At 37.7% G+C, this 21,371-nt stretch carries 15 protein-coding genes and 1 pseudogene; 13 read left to right on the forward strand and 3 right to left on the reverse strand.

From position 1 onward, the window contains the following. Window positions 1-208, forward strand: a pseudogene (locus KI343_RS20635) (IS5/IS1182 family transposase); the annotation flags it as partial. Window positions 209-259: 51 nt separating this feature from the next. Here KI343_RS20635 and KI343_RS13550 read toward each other — a convergent pair. Further along, complete coding sequence (locus KI343_RS13550) at window positions 260-973, reverse strand: DUF6612 family protein (RefSeq protein ID WP_212926962.1); 714 nt, start codon at window positions 971-973, stop codon at window positions 260-262. Window positions 974-1,152: 179 nt separating this feature from the next. After that, complete coding sequence (locus tag KI343_RS13555) at window positions 1,153-2,028, reverse strand: TetR/AcrR family transcriptional regulator (RefSeq protein WP_212926963.1); 876 nt, start codon at window positions 2,026-2,028, stop codon at window positions 1,153-1,155. 237 nt (window positions 2,029-2,265) lie between these two features. On the opposite strand from KI343_RS13555, the gene KI343_RS13560 reads away from it, so the two are divergent. The 12 genes from KI343_RS13560 (at window position 2,266) to KI343_RS13615 (ending at window position 20,499) form a co-directional block, all read left to right on the forward strand. Beyond that, the gene (locus tag KI343_RS13560; protein ID WP_212926964.1) at window positions 2,266-3,771 is read left to right on the forward strand and encodes a DHA2 family efflux MFS transporter permease subunit; all 1,506 of its coding nucleotides are present in this window, start codon (window positions 2,266-2,268) and stop codon (window positions 3,769-3,771) included. Between the two features lie 151 nt (window positions 3,772-3,922). Beyond that, window positions 3,923-4,777 (forward strand): PP2C family serine/threonine-protein phosphatase, encoded by an 855-nt coding sequence (locus KI343_RS13565; RefSeq protein ID WP_212926965.1) that lies wholly within the window; start codon window positions 3,923-3,925, stop codon window positions 4,775-4,777. Between the two features lie 161 nt (window positions 4,778-4,938). Next, window positions 4,939-5,895: a mannose-6-phosphate isomerase, class I gene (gene manA, locus KI343_RS13570; protein WP_212926966.1), complete on the forward strand. Its 957-nt coding sequence runs from the start codon at window positions 4,939-4,941 to the stop codon at window positions 5,893-5,895. A 234-nt stretch (window positions 5,896-6,129) separates the two neighbouring features. Then, window positions 6,130-8,181, forward strand: a complete 2,052-nt coding sequence (locus KI343_RS13575; RefSeq protein ID WP_212926967.1) for a BglG family transcription antiterminator — start codon at window positions 6,130-6,132, stop codon at window positions 8,179-8,181. After that, complete coding sequence (locus KI343_RS13580) at window positions 8,178-8,459, forward strand: PTS sugar transporter subunit IIB (RefSeq protein ID WP_212926968.1); 282 nt, start codon at window positions 8,178-8,180, stop codon at window positions 8,457-8,459. The genes KI343_RS13575 and KI343_RS13580 overlap by 4 nt, the downstream gene beginning before the upstream one ends. A 36-nt stretch (window positions 8,460-8,495) precedes the next feature. Further along, the gene (locus KI343_RS13585; RefSeq protein WP_212926969.1) at window positions 8,496-9,854 is read left to right on the forward strand and encodes a PTS ascorbate transporter subunit IIC; all 1,359 of its coding nucleotides are present in this window, start codon (window positions 8,496-8,498) and stop codon (window positions 9,852-9,854) included. Window positions 9,855-9,937: 83 nt separating this feature from the next. Beyond that, complete coding sequence (gene tkt / locus KI343_RS13590; RefSeq protein ID WP_212926970.1) at window positions 9,938-11,938, forward strand: transketolase; 2,001 nt, start codon at window positions 9,938-9,940, stop codon at window positions 11,936-11,938. Between the two features lie 290 nt (window positions 11,939-12,228). Then, window positions 12,229-13,089: a BglG family transcription antiterminator LicT gene (gene licT / locus KI343_RS13595; protein WP_212926971.1), complete on the forward strand. Its 861-nt coding sequence runs from the start codon at window positions 12,229-12,231 to the stop codon at window positions 13,087-13,089. Between the two features lie 290 nt (window positions 13,090-13,379). Further along, on the forward strand, window positions 13,380-15,860 hold the full coding sequence (locus tag KI343_RS13600; protein ID WP_212926972.1) for a glycoside hydrolase family 3 N-terminal domain-containing protein: 2,481 nt from the start codon (window positions 13,380-13,382) through the stop codon (window positions 15,858-15,860). Window positions 15,861-16,188: 328 nt separating this feature from the next. Then, complete coding sequence (locus KI343_RS13605) at window positions 16,189-17,037, forward strand: histidine phosphatase family protein (RefSeq protein WP_212926973.1); 849 nt, start codon at window positions 16,189-16,191, stop codon at window positions 17,035-17,037. Between the two features lie 37 nt (window positions 17,038-17,074). Beyond that, window positions 17,075-18,988: a beta-glucoside-specific PTS transporter subunit IIABC gene (locus KI343_RS13610; RefSeq protein WP_212926974.1), complete on the forward strand. Its 1,914-nt coding sequence runs from the start codon at window positions 17,075-17,077 to the stop codon at window positions 18,986-18,988. A gap of 77 nt (window positions 18,989-19,065) precedes the next feature. Then, a complete protein-coding gene (locus tag KI343_RS13615) occupies window positions 19,066-20,499 on the forward strand; it encodes a 6-phospho-beta-glucosidase (RefSeq protein ID WP_212926975.1) in 1,434 nt (477 codons plus the stop codon). Window positions 20,500-20,558: 59 nt separating this feature from the next. Here the strand turns inward: KI343_RS13615 and KI343_RS13620 are convergent, their stop codons facing one another. Then, on the reverse strand, window positions 20,559-21,284 hold the full coding sequence (locus KI343_RS13620; protein ID WP_212926976.1) for a MurR/RpiR family transcriptional regulator: 726 nt from the start codon (window positions 21,282-21,284) through the stop codon (window positions 20,559-20,561). Window positions 21,285-21,371 lie beyond the last annotated feature (87 nt).

The following is a 21,371-nucleotide window of genomic DNA, read 5'->3' on the forward strand; positions in this document are numbered from 1 at the left end:
AGGAAAAACCAAAGTGAAAAATGAATTGGGATTCGCCTTAATGGCAGTGAATCTGAGAAGATACACTGCCTCTAGCCGCTTTTTTATGTATCTACTTATAAATGATTTCAAAAAAGATGGATTTCACATCAGAACTCAATGTGAAATCCATCTTTTTTATTTTTGGCTAGTTATGTCCCAGCCTCTTTGCATGTTTATTTATTTATGAAAGGCGTGGCTTTAGAATCCTAATTCGATTCGGGTAAATAAAATTCAGCCATTAAGAAGCTTCTTCTATTACTTCCTCGGGCACCTCTATTTCATCGATATCATTCATATTGTCATACGCTACACGAATATTTATATCTACCTGGCCTGTTTCATTTTCAACAGAGAGGTTGTATTCTAAATTCTCAATATAGTAATTGGACTTGTCCACTTCAAACGTAAAGTCCAAAGACATATCCTCATCAGCGATATCTGCACCGCCTAGCAGGATGTTGAATGGACCTTCAAAAGCTTCATAAATTTCACGTTCAAAGCCGTCAAAACGAAAGGTATAAGTTCCGCCCTCTGAATTAAATTCAGCATAGTCGATTACACTTTCTAGAACAGAAACAACGTCTTTATAGGAAGGTTCAAATAGCGATTCATCTTCTGCTGCTTCTCTTTTTACCCAAGGGCTGTCGTCAGCCTCTTGTGTATAGATTTCATTATCTACACGGTAGGTGTTCATCGTTGTTTTATTCCCATCTGCTTCCATTGTTAAAATTTCGTGCTTAGCAATAGGATCTTCTGTCAAAATTACTTCTCTATTTTCACGCACAGTTTTTACTAGGTCGGTTGTATCAATTTCAAACGTTGCTGAATACTGATTGACTTCACGCGGGGAATGCAACACATTTTCAATAACTTCTTCTTCGCTTGCCTTTCCGGAACATGCGATTAAGAAGAAAAGCAGAGAAATAGCAAGTAAAGCGCATATTTTTTTCACGTTTTCACCACCTTCCCTAAAGGACCATCATGCACTCTTATAATAGTCTATATCATCTGTAAAGGTTTTGTAAATGAGATGCAACATTGAAATATATGAAATAGTATTTCTATTTGTGGGGATGATAGCTGTGGATTCGGCTTTGTGTATTAAAAAAGAAGCGTGAGATTTAGATGTTCTCACACTTCTGCTATTAATTGAGTAAATAGTATTTGAATATATTTTCCTTTATCCTCCAATTTAGTGCCATGCAAGGCGTTTTGATAGGAAGCAATGACGCTCTCCATTAAAAATAGATTGGGCTCATTTGATTCCAGCTGCTCCAATAAAAATGCTTGGTAATAGGATAGCTTTTCATTTTGAAGCTTTTTTACACTGGAGTCAATATCTGTTAGTGTTTGGTGTAATAACGTTTTGACGTCTTTTTCTTTATAATTCTTCTCATGATGATAAGGCAGGAAATAATCTGCTTTTAAAAATGGCGGATGTGCATTCATTTGCTCGATTTGGCGGAGGGAAAAATAAATCGTATCTTCGATTGGAATTTCCGTTTTACCAATATCCATTAATATTTTTGAGGTCAAATGGATCGCGCCGAAGCAGACTGCTGCATTATCATAGGCGTGTTGACGTCTTTCTTCTCCAAATACCTCACAAATACGCTCTGCCATCCAAGTGATTTCTTCCAAGTATTGTTGGTTTAAAAAATCCTTTAACTCTTGATGTGCTGTATCGGAACTGGCTAGAGAAGCAAATAATGCCATTAAGTTATGTTTTTTATCAATATGAAAACGAGCTGCAATCTGTTGAACAAAAACATGTCTGTCAGAGCTAGTTTTTCCCAGGGACAACTGTTGTCGATTATAGATTACTTCCTCTTTAATAAACGTCAGAATGGCCATTAAACATTCCGTTTTTGAGGAAAAATAGTTATAGAAGGTGCCTTTGGATATATTGGCTGCTTCTAAAATATCTTGAATCGATGTTGCAGGGAAACCTTTTTTAATAAAAAGTGTTTGTGCAGCTTCGACAATTTGTTTCTTTTTTTTGTTCATAAGACCGTCCCTTTTTATGGATTTTCTGAAAATAGAATGTAAGTACAATATTTATAGTAGTTCATATCTGCCGGTAAATCAACATTTTGAGATAATAAGAAGTTTTTTGTTGCAATTATTATACTTGGGGTATAAAATAATGAAGTCCTAAGAGAGAATGTTTGTTTTTATAAATAAGAATGTTTCTTTAGCCTCTGCTTAGATAATATATTTTACGAAAGAAAGAGAGGGTCCTCGATGACAACAGATATTCAAGATATGCATAAACAACCGCCTTATGGCATGATTGTCATTTTATTTATTGGGGCATTTGTAGCGATTTTAAATGAAACTTTATTAAATGTTGCCTTGCCTTCTATTATGGAAGAATTTGAGGTCAAACCGACATCCGTTCAATGGCTAACAAATGGTTATATGCTTGTCAATGGGATTCTTATCCCGGCAAGTGCTTTTTTAATTCAGCGATTTACGAATAGAAAACTATTTTTAACCGCAATGACTTTATTTACATTAGGTACTTTATTAGCTGCTATTTCACCAACCTTTTCAATTCTATTAACTGCAAGGTTAATCCAGGCAGCTGGTTCTGCGGTAATGATGCCGCTCCTAATGAATGTGATGCTGACTGCTTTTCCAATTGAAAAACGCGGTACGGCAATGGGGACATTCGGTCTGGTCATGATTGTAGCACCGGCGATTGGTCCGACATTATCAGGATGGATTGTAGAACATTATGATTGGAGAACGCTATTTTATATTGTTTTCCCGATTTCCATTATTTCTTTATTAATAGGCATCTTCAAGTTGAAAAACGTTACGCCGCAGCGAGCGATTAAACTCGATGTCATTTCCATTATTTTATCCAGCTTTGGTTTTGGCGGTTTATTATATGGATTTAGTTCAGCAGGAGATAAAGGATGGGATCATCCATCCGTATATATTACTTTAATTGTCGGGGTAATTGGTGTGGTTGCACTTATCCTTCGCCAATTACGTATGAAAGATCCAATGCTGGAGTTCCGTATTTTCCGTTATCCAATGTTTGCTTTATCGTCTGCAATTTCCGTTGTATTAGCAATGGCGCTCTTTTCCGGAATGATTTTAATTCCATTGTATGTGCAGACAATCCGAGGCTTTACGCCTTTTGAAGCGGGATTATTAATGCTTCCTGGTGCACTGGTGATGGGGATTATGTCGCCAATTACTGGTCGGTTATTTGATAAATTTGGAGCTCGTACGCTAACTGTTATCGGGCTTATTATTACCGGTGTGACCACCTATTTCTTTACACAATTAGATATGAAAATTACAATCACATCGCTAATGGTGATTTTTGCTATCCGCTCATTCGGAATGTCGATGGTTATGATGCCGGTAATGACGAATGGATTAAATCAATTGCCAATGGATCAAAATCCACATGGAACAGCGATGAGCAATACATTACAGCAAGTATCCGGGGCAATTGGTTCGGCATTATTGATTACCGTGATGAATAGCCGGACAAATGCAAAGGCAGAAGCACTGGCTGAGGAAGCCATGAAAAATATTGACCCATCGCAAGTGCCAACAGGTGCAGCGGCGGAACAAATGCAAGCTGAAATAATGAATGAGGCAATGCTTCATGGAATCAATTTCTCTTTCTTTATTTCCTTGTTAATTATTGCTTTAGCGTTTATTCTAGCACTGTTTATTAAGAGAGTAGGAACAGACGGTAAAATAATAACGAAAGAAGCAAAATAAGTAAGTGGAAAACTATCATCTGATTTCATTATCGGATGGTAGTTTTTTTATACATAAATCAAGTCGATAGAAAGACGCCAGCGCATGTTATGCTAATAATATACGAGTAAATAGATAGCAGCTATTTAAAATAGAAAGCGGGGAAGCCTTAATGGTCCAAGTTTCAAAGGTGTACAAGCAAGGGAGTAATCCGACAAATGAAGATGCTTATGTAGAAATTTCGGATAAAAAACGGTTTGCGGTTATTGATGGAGCAACAGGTTTGGGAGGTCTGCCAGGGAAAGTAGCTGCAGAAACGATTCGGAAGCGGTTTTATTTAGGAAATCCAGATGACTGCTTAATGGATACGCTTTGTAAAGGAAACGCAGATTTGGCAGAGAAAACGAAGCGGGAAACGGGAAAAGAAATAGGGGCAGTTGCCAAAGAAAAACGCAGTACATGCGGGATTGCAGCTGTACAACTTCATGAAACCTATATGGAGTATATTCAGTCTGGAGACTGTATGATTTTTGTAGCTTATCAAAGTGGAGAGACGCAAATGCTCACCTATGACCATGTTATGCGGCTGGATCAGAAGGCGATTTCTAATTTATACGGTTCGATTGCCGAGCGGACCAATCAAAAAGTCAGCGGGGAGGCTTTTCAAGAGATTTATCAAGAAGAGAAAGAGAAGATTATACCTACACTTGTAGCTAACCGGATGAAAATGAACACGATAGATGGTTATAGCATTATTGACGGTACGAAAGAGGCGATCGAATATGTAACCTATGGGCGAATTCCGATGCATCAAGTGAAGAAAGTATTATTACTTACAGATGGATTGCAGCTGCACAGAGTCGATAAAGATGTGTGGAAGGAAACTGCAGATTTTGCCTTTCAATATGGTGTGGAAAGTTTACTTCATCATGTGGTTGAACAGGAGGAAACAGATGAATATTTTCAAAAGTATCCGCGGCTGAAGCATGCTGATGATAAGACGGGGATGCTTATGGAGTGGCGATAACAAATTCGTATTGTTTCAGTAGCATTTGTTTTCCTACGAAACATGAGAGAGTTTTGCTCAAAACCGGAGAGGAATCTCTTATCCCTAAGATGCAGAGACCTTTTCAATATAGTAAAGTTAATTTTAGGATAGCGTAAAATAATTTTCCGAGGAGGATTCACATGTATAACGAACCTATTTTTTTAGAACCTGTTTTTCAAGAAAGAATTTGGGGAGGAAATAAACTTCGTACGGATTTTAATTATTCGACACCCTATGAACGCACGGGGGAAGCATGGGTTATTTCTGCTCATCCAAATGGGCCAAGTAAAATTAAGAACGGTCCGTTGGAAGGCAGCACGCTTGAAGACGCATGGAATGAACATAAAGAATTATTTAATAGAGCAGAAGAGACAACGGAAATGTATCCGCTTCTTGTAAAGATTTTAGATGCAAATGAAAATCTTTCTGTGCAAGTTCACCCGGATGATATCTACGCAAAAGAGAAAGAGGGAGTCCCTTATGGGAAAACAGAATGCTGGTATGTGCTAGATGCAGAGGAAGATGCTGAATTAGTTCTAGGTCATCATGCTAAGAGCCGTGAAGAATTAAAGCATGCAATGGAAAATGGCGCGTGGGATACATTATTAAAACGTGTACCAGTAACAGCAGGTGATTTTGTTTACGTGCCAAGTGGAACGATTCATGCGATTGGGGCGGGAGTTGTTATTTTAGAGACACAGCAAAGCTCCGACATTACCTATCGTGTCTATGATTATGACCGAACAGATGCGGATGGAAATACAAGAGAATTACATCTTAGACAAGCTGCTGAAGTGACGACCGTCCCGCATGAAGGCGCTAGCATAGGAACACTTCAGGAAACCACAGAAGACCTAACCGCCAGAAAACTTATTGAGGATACATATTTTACTGTATACCATTGGGATTTAAGAGGCCATGTAATGTTGGAGCAAGACAAAGATTTCTTACAGGTTAGCGTGATAAAAGGGAAACTGGAGATTATTGTAAATGGAAAAGCCTTCTCGATTGAAAAGGGGGCAAATTTTATCCTGCCATATAGCGTGAAGAATTTTTCTTTGAAAGGGAATGCAAAAATGATTGTATCGCATACGTAGAGGAAATGATAGCTAACTAGTAGTTTATCGTAGTGACGAGTGAGATTAATTTAATAATTTTAGTGATAAAAGCTAGGGCATGCGAACCTGGCTTTTGTTGTATAGATTGTGCTTTCCTATTGGCGAAAAAAGGAAAGCACAATCTATGTATTACAACGCTTCATAAGTTGTGCCTAAATGGTGTTGTATCAGTGTTGTAAGCGTTTTAAAATAAAGTTAAGAGGTGAGTGAAAATTGTTGGATCAGCGCTCAATTCGATTAATTGAAGAAATCATGAAACATGAGCAAATCACAAAGCAAGAATTAATGCAGCAGTTAAAATTATCCGAACGGCAGCTGATGTATGATTTTGAGAAGGTAAACGGGATTTTGGAGGAAATTAACATACCAAAGTTGAAAATCAGTCATCAGCGATTTCGGATTTCGGATGAAGCCAAAGAAGTTTTAAGGGAAAAATTACATTCCGGCAGAAGTATAAGAAGATTTAATTTTTCGGAGGACAATCGACTTTACATGATTTATCTTTATGTCTATATCCGGAAAGAGCCTGTATCTAATTTCCACTTACAATCTCTGTTTCATGTAAGTAAGAATACCGCATTAAATGATGTACGCAGGTTAAAGAAGTTTTGTCAGGAGAAGGGATTAACCTTCAGGTACAGTCGAAATGAAGGCTATTGTATTGAAGGTGATGCGATGGAGAAGCGAAGAAGGGTGATTTCATGTATTCATCAATTGCTAAGTCAATCCATGGGCGAGGAATTTATTATTTATATTTTAAGGTCATGGAATCAAGAAGAATTCCTAAACCAGACAAATGATTTATTGAAAGGTTGGCTGGCAAGTTGCGGAGTGCAATTAGTAAAAACAAGAAAGATTGAATTGATTTATTATTTTACATTCTTTCAGGCTGGGGAAAAAGAAGAGCTGTTCTTTTCGGATAAAGAGAAGGAACTATTGGAGAAACAATCACTCTTTCAAATGGCGACACTTCTAACAAATCAGCTATATGGAAAGAGGAGAGCACCTGAAGAAATTTATCTCGTCACGATTTTACTATTAACAGCAATCGAACGAATTCAGTGGGTAGATAATCCGGAGCTCTTAACCTTATCAGAAGAGATTATTGAGGAATTTGAAAGGAATACCCTGCTACCTGTGAAAAATAAGCAGCTCTTGAAAGAAAGCTTATTTAAACATCTGGTGCCTGCATTTTTTCGGATTTTGTTTGAAATTCCTTTTCATAATCCATTATCGACTACAATCCAAGCAGAGTATCCCGAGTTATTCCAATTCGTGAAACGTTCCTTATCGCCACTTGCGAGCTGGACAAAAAAAGAAATTAGTGATGACGAAATCGGATTTTTTACGATGCATTTTGGAAGTATCATAGACCGTCAAAATACAATGGAAATCGGCCGGGTTACTGGATTGATTGTTTGTGCAAATGGAATTAGTTCTTCCATGATGCTCGCTTCTCAGCTGAAAGAATTATTTCCAGAAATTTATTTTTCAGATGTGTTTAATGGTGATCAGTTCGCTGATATATCAGAGGAAAATTATGATCTCGTATTTTCAACGATAGCCGTGGAATCTTCTAAACCGACATTCGTTGTGAAGCCTTTGTTGACCCAAGTGGAGAAAAAACATTTACTCCAATCGGTTTATAAGCAGTTCCCTAATTTGTCGAGTCATTCAAGGCATTTGATGATTGACGAGATTATGACGGTTATCAAAAAACATGCGAGAGTGAATGACGAAGAAAAGCTATATGGTAATCTTGTTCAATTATTTTATACGACAAGCAATCAGAAAGGGGTGTATAAACCTATGTTATCCGAGTTATTAACTGAGGACATGATTCAATTGACAGACAAAGAATATGAGTGGGATGAAGCGATTCGTAAAGCATCTATTCCGTTGCTGGAACAAAACGTTATTCAAGAATCTTATGTAGACGCCATGATTAATAACGTAAAAGAATTAGGAACTTATATTCACGTTGGAAAAGGCGTAGGTATCCCGCATGCCAGGCCAGAAAACGGTGTGAACAAGTTGGGAATGTCCCTGCTTAAGCTAAAAAAACCAACTGCTTTATTAGGAAAAAAAGATCATCAAATTGATTTATTTATCTGTTTGGCCGCGGTTGATAATGAAGCACACCTAAAGGCTCTAGCTCAATTAACCAAAATATTAGGCAATGCTTCATTCATCAAACGTTTGAAAGAAACAGATTCAGTAGACGAAATTGTATCCATTATTAATGAAGGGGAGAAGGTATTATGAAAATTTTAACAGTTTGCGGTTCAGGGTTAGGTACAAGTTTTATGGTAGAGATGAACATTAATCAGATTCTTCAAGAGCTAGGTGTAAGCGGAGTAGAGGTTGCTCATTCTGATTTAAGTTCTGCAACACCGGGGGATGCTGATGTATTTTTCCTAGCAAAGGATATTGCCGATGGAGGCAGTCATTTAGGAGAAGTTGTTGTATTAGAAAGCATCATTGACATGGATGAACTTCGTGAAAAAGTTGAGCAGGTTGTACGAGAAAAAGGCTATCTGTAAAACAAAACACAACTCAATTAAAAGGGAGGTTTTACGATGACTGCGTTAATCGATATTTTAAGTGAACCGGCAATTCTTGTAGCATTTATTGCTTTAATTGGTTTGATTGCACAGAAGAAAAAGATTGCGGATACGGTAAAGGGAACCACGAAAACTTTTGTCGGTTTCCTAGTTATTGCAGCGGGTGCGGGGATTCTGTCTGGCTCCCTAGCCCCATTTGGAGCAATGTTTGAAGAAGCATTTAATGTGTCCGGGGTTGTACCAAATAACGAAGCGATTGTTGCTTTGGCATTAACAGAATACGGAACGACAACAGCACTTATCATGTTCTTTGGGATGATTGTCAATATCTTAATTGCACGTTTTACTAGATTTAAATATATTTTCCTAACAGGACACCATACACTTTACTTAGCGTGTATGCTGGCTGTAATTATGGCAGTTGCTGGTTTCAATACAGTTGGATTAATTGCAACTGGATCAGTTGCATTAGGGATTGTGATGACATTGTCCCCAGCAATTCTGCAGCCTTTTATGCGTCAATTAACAGGGAATGATAATGTTGCATTAGGTCACTTTAGTGCGGTTGGTTATGCTGCGAGTGGTTTAGTTGGAAAGTTATTCAAAGGAAGCAAAGAAACTTCTACGGAGAATATCAAGTTTCCGAATGGTTTAGGTTTCTTACGTGATAGTACAGTAAGTATCGCTTTAACCATGATAGTGATGTATTTAATTGTAGCTTTCTTTGCTGGACCGACATTTATTGAAGCGGAGTTAAGCGACGGTACAAACTTCTTCGTATTCTCCTTAATTCAGGCAGGTACGTTTGCTGCTGGGGTATTCGTAATTCTTTCAGGTGTACGACTTGTTTTAGCTGAAATTGTGCCAGCATTTAAAGGTATCTCTACAAAACTTGTTCCAAACGCAAAACCAGCGTTGGATGTGCCGATTATTTTCACATATGCACCCAATGCAGTATTAATTGGATTCTTTGCTAGTTTTCTAGGCGGGATTGCAAGTATGGTTGTGATGATTTTCCTAGGAGGTGTGATTATTCTTCCTGGTGTTGTCCCTCACTTCTTTACAGGAGCTGCAGCTGGTGTATTCGGAAATGCTACTGGAGGGTTTAAAGGTTCCGTTGCAGGAGCATTTGTAAACGGGATTATAATTTCCTTCTTGCCAATATTCCTCATGCCGGTACTTGGAGACCTTGGATTTACGAATACAACATTTTCTGATGCGGACTTCGGTGTATCTGGTATCTTCTTTGGAAGTCTAGCAAATTATGCAGGTCCAATTGCGATTTCGGTTAGCTTGGCAGTCATCCTGCTTCTTATGATGATTCCATGGAAAAAGAAAAATAAAAGCCAAACAGAAAATCAAAAAGCAGGTTGAAGAAAAGGCTAGATTCAAATGGATATAGCCGATAGAGTATTTGTTTTATTCCGTAGTCAATATCATATTGGAGGCAGATGTTTATGACGACAAAAGCAAAAGAATTCACTATTTCTGAATTATCCATTAATACGATTAGAACATTAACAATTGATAGTGTTGAGGCAGCTAAGCACGGACATGCGGGAATGCCAATGGGAGCAGCAACAATGGCTTATACACTGTGGAAGAAACACCTAAGCATTAATCCGAAAAATCCAAATTGGTTTAACCGGGATAGATTCGTGCTCTCAGCAGGTCATGGTTCTAACCTCCTCTATAATTTATTACATTTATCTGGGTTTCCTATTACGCTAGATGATTTGAAGAAGACTAGGCAGTGGGGAAGTAAAACACCTGGACATCCAGAATACGGAATTACGCCTGGAGTGGAAGCAACTACAGGTCCTTTAGGTCAAGGAATTCCAGTTAGCGTTGGGATGGCCATGGCCGAAAAACATTTAGCTGAAGTTTATAACAAACCTAACTATCAAATGGTGGATCATTATACGTATACAATTTGTGGAGATGGCGATTTAATGGAAGGTGTTTCCTATGAAGCAATCTCTCTTGCTGGGCATCTACAATTAGATAAACTTATTATTCTTTATGATTCCAATGATATTAGCTTAGATGGCGATTTAGATATTTCTTTTTCCGAGGATATCCAAAAACGATTCGAATCTGTGCATTGGCAGTACCTTAGGGTTGAGGATGGAAATAACGTGGATGAAATATCAAAAGCGATTGAAGAGGCAAAACAAGACACACAAAGACCAACTATCATTGAAATAAAAACGACTATCGGCTATGGGTCCCCCAACTTACAAGGAACGCATCATGCCCATAGCGACCCGCTTGGAGAAGAAGAAATTAAACGTACAAAAAAAGCGTACGGATGGGAATATGAACCTTTTTATGTACCGGCCGAAGTATATAAGGACTTTGCAACTATTCAAGTGGAAGGAGAGTCTGCTGAAAAGAACTGGAATAAGCTATTTAAAAGTTATCAAGCAGACTACCCAGAACTTGCAGAACAACTAAAGCGTATTAAAGAAGGAGAATTAGCTGAAGGCTGGGATACAGACCTTCCAACATATTCTGCAGGAGACACTCTTGCAACTCGTGTAGCTTCAGGTGAAACGTTGAATAAATTAGCGCAAAGGCTTCCCGAACTCATTGGCGGGTCTGCTGACTTAGATTCCTCTACCAAGACACGCTTGAAAGACGAAATAGATTTCAAAGCTAGGCAGTACCAAGGAAGAAACGTACGTTTTGGAGTTCGTGAATTTGCAATGGGTGCAATTGCTAATGGGTTAGCGCTTCATCATTTGCGTCCGTTTGTAAGTACATTTTTTGTTTTTTCCGATTATCTGCGTCCAGCAATTCGTTTAGCATCTTTAATGGGGCTTCCGGTAACATATGTGTTTACTCATGATTCTGTGGCAGTTGGCCAAGATGGTCCTACGCATCAGCCAATTGAGCAGTTAGCATCTTTCCGAGCAATGCCGAGATTATCTGTCATTCGACCTGCAGATGCAAATGAAACGAAAGAAGCATGGAAACTTGCTATAGAAAGCGCATCTCAACCGACCATGCTCGTGCTTGGTAGACAAGGCTTGCCTACGCTTCCAAATTCAGCGGTGCTTGCTAAGGAAGGGGTAAGAAAAGGAGCGTACATTATTTCTAAAGCAGCTCAAGAAGCAGAAGGTATTTTAATTGCTGCTGGATCGGAAGTCAATTTAGCAGTAGAAGCTCAAAAAGAACTAGAAAAACAAGGTATCTTTGTGAATGTTATCAGTATGCCATCCTGGGACCGTTTTGAAAAACAATCAGAAGCTTATAAAGAAAGTGTGCTGCCGAAGAATATTAAAAAACGTGTTTCTGTGGAAATGGGTTCTAAGGTTGGGTGGAGAGAATATGTTGGAGACAGCGGCATTGTAATGAGCATTGATACATTCGGTACATCTGCTCCTGGTGATGAAGTGATTGAAAGATATGGTTACACCATAGAAAATATAGTTAATACCTATAAGAAATTATAAAGAATAAGGCAGTCTGTTTAAAAGGGCTGCCTTATTGGTTTGTTTTTACATATCAAGAGAATAGTAGACGTACCATTTAGTTGATTGATTTGTCAAAAAATTTATTCAAAGAAAGATTGCAATTGAAACCGCAATCATATATAATAAAATTGAATTAAGGATTGTTACTGTTCGGCAGGCAAAACCTGAATTAATTAAACTTGTAGAGGGGATTACTCTGCAATTTTAACTAATTCAGGTTTTTAATTTCCGATACTCTCCGTAAGTATTATATTTAGGTGGGAAGCTAAATGGTAATTAAACAGGTTTTAAATAATAATGTTCTATTAACTACGAATAAAAAAAATCAGGAAGTAGTCGTTATGGGTAAGGGGCTTGCTTTTAAGAAAAAGCCTGGAGATACTGTCGATTCTACTAAAATAGAAAAAACGTTTATACTTGAAGATACAGGAATTGCTAATAAACTAGCTGAATTAATGAAAGATGTTTCTGGAGTTTATTTAGATTTATCCTATAAAATTCTTGAATTAGCTAAATCGCATTTAACGTATAAATTGGATGATTATTTATATGTCGCATTAACCGATCATTTGAGCTTTGCCATTTCCAGGCATGAAAATGGAATTGATCTAAAAAACCCTTTGCTTTGGGAGATTCGCAGGTACTATAAACAAGAATTTCAAATTGCCTTAAAAGCACTGGACATTATTGAAAAAGAAACAGGTGCCAGATTGGCGGAGGATGAAGCGGCATCTATTGCATTGCATTTAGTTAATAGTCAGCTTTCTGGTGAAAATATGGCGTCGGCCGTACAAGTGACAAGAATGGTTAATGCGATCCTGAATATAATAAAATACCATTTCAAAATAGAAATAGATGAAAATTCGATTAGCTATGAACGTTTTTTGACACATCTTCGTTTCTTTGCGATACGTTTTATTCGAAGAGAAGCGTCAGATGATACGTATGATGATTTTCTATATGAACAAGTGAAAAAGAAATACACGAAGGCATTCGAATGTACAGAAAGAATAGCAACCTTTATTACTACAGATTATAATTGGGAAATTTCTAATGATGAGAAGGTCTATTTAACATTGCATATACACAGGATTACCAACCGACTTGAATTGAATAATCAATTATCATGATGTGACTGGGGTTTCTTGGTGGTCAAGCTATGGATTGATTGGACTTATTAGAAAACGCTGTCATCTAATTAGAGAATTAATACCAGATAGATTAATAATGCTAAAAAGGAATGTTACCTATTTTGGGCATAACCTGAATTAATTTGAAATGCATATGAAGTGCATTTCAAATTAATTCAGGTTTTTTATTTCTAATAAACGAATAGGAAGGTGGGAAAGCGATGAATGAAAAACAATACGTATAAGGAATTGTAGAAGAAGAGCTAAAAAATAAAAAGGGGGAATAGAAGATGTTAAAAAAGACGCTATCGTTATTATCCATTCCATTACTGTTAAGTGCATGTGTAAGCACTACAAAAAGTGATTCGTCGGCTGAACCAAGTCAAACGAATCAGGATTCGGAGCACCATGAGATTTCCGAAATTGACTATCAGGAGTTTTCAGATGGTGTAACGACGTTTGGTGTAGTAGAAAATCCTAAGGATGGTCCGAAAATTAGTTTTTCATTATCTAGTGATATTCCTATTTTAACGAAAGAAGTTGATGGAGAGACATTGTACTTCAAAGACTTAAACAACAATGGTGATTTAGATATCTTTGAAGACTGGCGTGAAGATGCTGACACACGTGCAAAAGAATTATCTGAAGCATTATCGATTGATCAAATTGCTGGACTCATGCTATTTAGTAGCCATGAATTTGATCAATCCCCTGGTTTAACGGACGACCAAAGAGCATATTTAGAAAATGATGATCTTCGTAATATATTGCATGCTGGACCTAATGACGTTGAGGCGAGTGTGAAATGGGCTAACCAAATGCAGGCTTTTGTAGAAGATCTGGGTTCGGAGGATGAACCAATCGTACCGGTAAACTTTAGTTCTGACCCACGAAGTACTGCAGGCAGTGATGCAGCTTACAATGCGGAAGGTAATGATATTTCCCGCTGGCCGTCAAATTTAGGATTAGCAGCAACTTTTAATCCTGATGTGATGCGTCAATTCGCATCGATGTCATCGGAAGAATATCGCGGTTTAGGGATTACGATGGCATTAGGGTCACAAATTGATTTAGCAACTGAACCCCGCTGGTTACGAGTAGATGGGACGTTTGGTGAAGGAAGTAAGTTAGCAACTGAATTTGCTGAAGCATATACAAATTATTCCCAATCTACTTTTGACGAAGATGGAAATGATTTAGGCTGGGGTGAGGATTCTATATCTATTATGTTGAAACACTTTCCAGGAGATGGTGCAGGAGAAGGTGGCCGTGAATCACATTTGTTCCAAGGTAAATATGCTGTATTCCCAGGTGATAATTATGAAGAACATGTCCATGTTTTCACTGACGGCGGTTTAAACCTAACAGGAGAAACTAGCGAAGTAGCATCCATGATGACCTCCTATTCGATTCAAGTAGACGGTGAAGGCAATCCTTTACACGGAGATGAATATTTAGCGTCAGCTTACAACTCTGAAGTAGTTGATATTTTACGTCAAGATAATGGTTACGATGGCGTCCTAGTAACTGACTGGGGTGTTACCAGTGACAATCCTGATGAAGTGGGGTATGACACTTCTTATATGGGACCTTCTTATGGAATGGAAGATAAAACGGTAGAAGAACGTCATTTTCAAGCGATTAAATCAGGTATTGATATGTTTGGCGGTAATAATGACAAAGCACCTGTATTAGCTGCGTACGAGATGTGGGATGCTGCATATAAAAATGGGGAGCTAGAAATTTCAGCTGATGAAAGATTCCGTACAAGTGCAAAACGAATTGTACGTAACTTCTTTCAAGTAGGTATATTTGAAGATCCGTACTTAAATCTGGAGCAATCAAAAGAACAGGTAGCAAGTGAAGATAAAGTCGAAGCAGGTTACCAAGCTCAGCTTGATTCTGTTGTTATGCTGAAGAATAAAGCAAATACGATTAAACCTTCTGCTGACTTAAGCGAATATAAAGATAAAGTGGTGTATATCCCTTCAACAAAGAGAACACCTTTTGATAGTGTGTTTGGGCCAGGTGAACCCTTTAATGGTCCAACGATGAGTGTTGAAGCAGCTGAAGAATATTTTAAAGAAGTAATCACGGATGAAGAAGTACTAGATGAAGAAGGTAATGTTATTGGCTTTGAGCAACCCGAAAATTTAGATAATGTTGACCTCGTAATCGTTGGGATGACGAGTCCAGATAACGGCGGTAACTTTACTTTTGCAGGTATAGAACAAGATAGTGAAACTTACTATCCGTTGTCTCTACAATACAGACCTTATACAGCAGACGGTGAGAATGTTCGTCAAGAATCTATTGCCGGGGATCAATTAGATGATGATACGAAACAAAATAGAAGTTACTATGGAAATACTTCAAAAATATCTAATGCGTACGATTTAGATGCCTTATTAAATACGGTAGAATTGGTAGAGAAATCAGATAAAGATATTCCGATAGTGGTTGCTATGAAGGCTAAAAATCCAGTCGTCATGTCTGAATTTGAAGATAAAGTGGATGCAATAGTTGTAGGATTTCAAGTATCCGATAATGCCTTATTCGATATTATCTTAGGGAAACAAGAACCAAAAGGTTTGTTGCCAATGCAATTCCCTAAAAATATGGACACGGTTGAAGCGCAGTTTGAAGACGTTTCCCGAGATATGGAGCCATATGTGGACAGTGAAGAGAATCGTTATGATTATGGTTACGGTTTAGATTATGACGGCGTTATTGACGATGAAAGAACAGCGCACTTTGTAGAGAAGGATTAAATTGTAAAAGTATAGTTTATTAATAATTAACAAAAATAAGAAAAAAGATTGACTTAGTATAAAAGGCATGGTAGATTATAGTTGTAAATGAATGAACAACAAAAATTTTATATTCAAACTTAGGAATGTTACCTATTTTGGGCATAACCTGAACTGATTTGAAGGACATATAATTTTATGTGCTGCAAATTGGTTCAGGTTTTTTATTTGAAAATAATGATATAGGAGGAAATTTGACTGCTTGTGTGAAACGGTGTTGAAAGAAAAATAAATGAAAACTTCGGTAATAATAGAAAGCGTTGTTAAATAGATTGAAGGGGGAAATGATATGAAAAAGCTTTGGGGTATTTTAACCGTATTATTCATATTAATAATCGCTTCTGCTTGTAATAGCAGTACAGAAGCAGAAGGAAGCATGGATGCAGATAAAGATACAAAAGCCAATGGGGCAGAGGCTGCAGAAGATGACGCAAATGAAGAACTTACGATTTATATTGTTCGCCACGGGAAAACGATGTTAAATACAACAGATCGTGTGCAGGGCTGGTCAGATGCTGTATTAACACCGGCTGGCGAAGAAATAGTAACGCAAGCAGCTATCGGCTTAAAGGATATTGAATTCCAAAATGCTTATAGCAGTGATAGCGGACGAGCTATTCAAACGGCTGAAATTATTATTGAAGAGAATGAAACATCTTCTGATCTCACTTTAAAAACGGATGAACGGTTCCGTGAATTTAATTTCGGTACGTATGAAGGAGACCTCAATCATACAATGTGGGAGGATATCGCAGATTCTCAAGGGATTACCTTAGAGGAATTTATGGAGACGCTTACTCCAGAATTATTTGCGAATAGTGTAGCGGCACTTGATGAAGGAAGAGATGAAGAAGGACTTAATTGGCCAGCAGAGGATTATCAGGAAATCACAGATCGATTAAAAGCTGGTTTTGATGAGTTGATAGAAAACGAAAAAGGACAAACAGGATCAGGGAATATTTTACTAGTTTCTCATGGATTAAGTATATCGGCCTTACTCGATACGTATTTCGATGATTTTGAAATTCCGACAGGCGGGCTACAAAATGCAAGTGTTTCTATTGTGAAGTATCAAAATGGAGAATTTACATTAGAGTCCATTGATGATATGAGCTACGTGGAAAAAGGAAAAGAATAGCACTAGTTCAAAATAAATTAAAATTGGAGGGAAAAAAATGAAATATGAACAACTAGCTAAAGACATAATAGAAAACGTCGGCGGAAAAGAAAACGTTCACAGTGTTGTCCATTGTATTACTCGTCTTCGCTTTAAGTTGAAAGATGAAAGTAAAGCGAATACAGAGGTATTAAAAAATATGGATGGTGTTGTGACGGTTAGACAAAGTGGCGGCCAATATCAAGTCGTTATTGGCAACCATGTACCAGATGTATATAAAGCAGTAGTAGCAGAAGGTAGTTTTGAAGGAAACGGTTCAGTAGAAGATGGCGGAGAAAAAGAAAATCTATTAAATCGTTTTATTGATATGATTGCCGGCATCTTTACCCCAATTCTGGGAGTATTAGCAGCATCAGGTATGATTAAAGGTTTTAACGCACTATTTGTTGCAATCGGATGGCTTGATACGGAAGGTGGAACCTATCAAATTTTAAATGCCATTGGTGATGGACTTTTCTATTTCCTGCCTATTCTTTTAGGATATACAGCAATGAAGAAGTTTGGTGGAACACCGTTCTTAGGTATGGTTATTGCGATGGCTTTGGTTTATCCGGCACTAGAAGGAATACCAGCTTCAGCAGAACCTTTATACACACTGTTTACAGGGACGCTGTTTGAATCACCTGTATATATCGAATTCTTTGGTATCCCAGTTATTTTAATGACTTACTCGATGTCAGTTATTCCGATTATTTTATCGACATTTGTTGCAGCAAAATTGGAAAACTTTTTAGCAAAAGTAATTCCTTCTGTAATAAAAACATTTTTTGTTCCGATGTTTACGTTGCTTATTATTGTTCCGTTAACGTTTATTGTAATTGGACCGATTGCAACATGGGCTAGTCAGCTAATCGGAACAACTACGTTATGGGTTTATGAATTAAGTCCTATTATTGCTGGCGCGTTTGTTGGAGGTTTTTGGTTAGTATTTGTTATGTTTGGCCTCCATTGGGGAATTGTGCCGATTGGTATTAACAACGTAGTAACCCAAGGCTGGGATCCGATATTAGCATTAATTTTCGTTCATTCCTTTGCACTGGTCGGAGCTATCGCAGCAGTATGGATTAAAACAAGAAATAAAAAAACCAAGGGTCTTAGCGCACCTGCTTTAATATCGGCATTATTTGGTGTTACTGAGCCTGGTATGTACGGGATTGCTTTACCGCTTAAAACACCGTTTATTTATACAATTATTTCATCAGCAATCGGTGGTGCGATGCTAGGGTACTTTGGTAGTGTTGCACATGTAATGGGTGGACTGGGAATATTCCAAACTCCAAGTTTTATTCCACCAGAGGGCATCGATATGTCAGTTATCGGCGCAATTTTAGCAGCTTTAGTTGGTACTGTTTTAGCTTTTGTATTAACTTACTTCTTCGGTGGTATAAACAAAAACGAAAGCAGAACAAATGAGGAAGCTACCCAGTCAGTAGCAGCCACTACTGCTCCAATCGTAAAAAATGAAGTGATTTGCAGCCCTTTCAATGGAACTGTAAAGAAGTTAACAGATATTGCAGATTCAGCTTTTTCATCAGGAGCATTAGGGCAGGGCGTAGCAATGGAACCTGCTGAAGGCAAACTATTTTCACCTGTATCTGGCACGATTTCGGCGCTATTTCCAACGAATCATGCCATTGGCATTACCTCAGAAGAGGGTGCAGAAATTTTAATTCATATCGGTATGGATACAGTACAACTAGATGGGAAATATTTTACGAATCATACAGAGCAAGGAAGCCGGGTCGAAAGAGGGCAATTATTAATTGAATTTGATGCCCAGGCAATTAAGGAAGCAGGATACTTATTGACGACGCCGGTTGTTGTTACAAATCAGGATAACTATGAGCTAATAACACTTAGCGAACAAGAAGTTAAGGCGCAAGATCTATTATTCGAATTAAAAGTAAAGTAATGGTATATGGGGATCGATTCTGCTTTTCTTAAAAAGTGGAATTGGCCCTTATGTCCAAATTAAGCTAGGAGGAATAAATGATGGTTACTAGATTTCCAAAAGGATTTTTATGGGGTGGCGCTTTAGCTGCCAATCAAGTAGAAGGTGCATATTTAGAAGATGGGAAAGGTTTAACGACGGTAGATTTAATGCCAACTGGAGAAAAACGGTGGCAGGTTGCACTTGGCAAAGTTGATTCGTTTACACCGGATGAAGGCGAATTTTATCCGTCTCATAAGGCTATTGACTTTTACCATCAATATAAAGAGGATATTGCCTTGTTTGCGGAAATGGGCTTTAAAGCATTACGTGTCTCTATTTCTTGGGCGCGTATTTTTCCAAATGGCAATGATGAAACGCCAAACGAGGCTGGATTACAATTTTACGATGATTTATTTGATGAGTTATTAAAACATCAAATTGAACCAGTCGTTACCATGGCTCACTTTGATGTGCCAGTTCACTTAGTTGAAGCGTATGGAAGCTGGAGAAACAGAGAGCTTATTGGCTTTTTCGAAAACTATGCTAAAACAATTTTCACAAGATATAAGAACAAAGTGAAATACTGGATGACATTCAATGAAATTAATATGTTATTACATATGCCATTTGTTGGAGCTGGATTAGCATTTACAGAAGGGGAGAATGAAACACAGATTAAATATCAAGCTGCGCATCATCAGCTTGTAGCAAGTGCACGTGCTGTTAAAGCATGCCATGAAATTATTCCAGATGCAAAAATCGGCTGTATGCTTGCTGCAGGCCAAACGTATCCGTACACGTGTAATCCAGATGATATCTATCGCGCAATGGAAAAAGACCGTGAATCGTTCTTCTTTATTGATGTACAATCACGAGGAGAATATCCGGGCTATGCGAAACGCTTCTTTAAGGACAACAACCTAACAATAGAGATGGAACCGGAAGATGAAAAAATACTAAAAGACCATACTGTCGATTATATTGGATTCAGCTATTATTCTAGTAGAACAACAAGTACAGACCCTGAAGTTTTAAAAGATATAACAAGTGGAAATGTATTTGGTTCAGTTACGAATCCTTATTTGAAAACATCTGAATGGGGCTGGCCCATTGACCCCAAAGGTTTCCGTATTACAGCAAATCAATTATATGATCGCTACCAAAAACCGCTATTTGTTGTCGAAAATGGTCTTGGTGCGAAGGATGAAATCAGTGCTGATGGAACAATTAACGATGACTACCGCATTGATTACCTGAGACAGCATATTGCCGAAATGAGTGAATCTATTGAGGATGGAGTCGACATCCTTGGTTATACAAGCTGGGGACCAATTGATATCGTTAGCGCATCTACTGGTGAAATGAAAAAGCGTTACGGATTTATTTATGTTGATCGAGATAATGAAGGAAATGGAACATTAAAGCGTATAAAAAAGAAAAGCTTCGACTGGTATAAAAATGTGATTGCATCAAATGGGGAAGAATTGTAATAATTAAGACAAGGGACGGGGAAACCTGTCCCTTGTTCATTTTCTAATAGAAACAATCCTTATTTATTTAGTTTATACATCTCATGCGCCATCGACTCTAAAATATAAAGAACAGGCACTTGTGTTGTAATGTTAGCTCCCTCATACCATTCCTCCGTCACATAATAGGGAATATTTATATCTGAGATTTTTGCTATGGTAGAGTGTTTATTGTTTGTGATACTAATAATCTTGCTTCCTTCTTGTTTTAACTGGTTCAGATGCGTGACTGAAAAGTTATTTTCTCCTGAAACGGATAAAGCAATTGTTGCGCTGTTATAACGTAATTTGGAGTGAATGGGGAAGAGCGGATCTTTTATATACATTGAAAATTTACCTAAGCTTGAAAAATATCTTGCGCCATATTCAGCAAGCACCCCGGAGCTTCCTATTCCAATAAAAATGACACTATCTGCCTTGGTAACGAGACTTGCAGCTTTCCTTATATTTTCTTCTATATCCCCTTTTAACGTGCGCTCAAAAAATTCTATAATGGAATGCTGGGAGCCTTTTAAGACTGTCTTTTTATTTCCTTCTAAATGCATTTTAAGTTTTACTTTAAATTCGGAGAAACCCTCACAATTTATCTTTCTGCAAAAACGTAAAATTGTAGCTGTCGACACATGGGTTTCATCTGCCAGTTCGCGGATTCGCATGTAAGCGACTTTATCAGCGTTTTGACTAATATAGTTGTATAAAGAAGTTTCTAGCTCATTAAATGAAGCAATCATATCTTGTGTAAACATTTACGTAGAATTCTCCTTTTATTAAAAAGTTTTATAGCTTCATATTACCATGTAATAAGATACATGTCGTTACAATTATGAAACAAA

It is taken from the genome of Oceanobacillus sp. J11TS1 (assembly GCF_018333215.1).
Lineage (GTDB): Bacteria > Bacillota > Bacilli > Bacillales > Amphibacillaceae > Oceanobacillus.

Bases quoted from the DNA above. Each gene is read 5' to 3' on its own strand.
- KI343_RS13555 (WP_212926963.1), bottom strand. From the start codon at position 2,028: ATGAACAAAAAAAAGAAACAAATTGTCGAAGCTGCACAAACACTTTTT.
- KI343_RS13560 (WP_212926964.1), top strand. From the start codon at position 2,266: ATGACAACAGATATTCAAGATATGCATAAACAACCGCCTTATGGCATG.
- KI343_RS13565 (WP_212926965.1), top strand. From the start codon at position 3,923: ATGGTCCAAGTTTCAAAGGTGTACAAGCAAGGGAGTAATCCGACAAAT.
- manA (WP_212926966.1), top strand. From the start codon at position 4,939: ATGTATAACGAACCTATTTTTTTAGAACCTGTTTTTCAAGAAAGAATT.
- KI343_RS13580 (WP_212926968.1), top strand. From the start codon at position 8,178: ATGAAAATTTTAACAGTTTGCGGTTCAGGGTTAGGTACAAGTTTTATG.
- KI343_RS13585 (WP_212926969.1), top strand. From the start codon at position 8,496: ATGACTGCGTTAATCGATATTTTAAGTGAACCGGCAATTCTTGTAGCA.
- tkt (WP_212926970.1), top strand. From the start codon at position 9,938: ATGACGACAAAAGCAAAAGAATTCACTATTTCTGAATTATCCATTAAT.
- licT (WP_212926971.1), top strand. From the start codon at position 12,229: ATGGTAATTAAACAGGTTTTAAATAATAATGTTCTATTAACTACGAAT.
- KI343_RS13600 (WP_212926972.1), top strand. From the start codon at position 13,380: ATGTTAAAAAAGACGCTATCGTTATTATCCATTCCATTACTGTTAAGT.
- KI343_RS13605 (WP_212926973.1), top strand. From the start codon at position 16,189: ATGAAAAAGCTTTGGGGTATTTTAACCGTATTATTCATATTAATAATC.
- KI343_RS13610 (WP_212926974.1), top strand. From the start codon at position 17,075: ATGAAATATGAACAACTAGCTAAAGACATAATAGAAAACGTCGGCGGA.
- KI343_RS13615 (WP_212926975.1), top strand. From the start codon at position 19,066: ATGATGGTTACTAGATTTCCAAAAGGATTTTTATGGGGTGGCGCTTTA.
- KI343_RS13620 (WP_212926976.1), bottom strand. From the start codon at position 21,284: ATGTTTACACAAGATATGATTGCTTCATTTAATGAGCTAGAAACTTCT.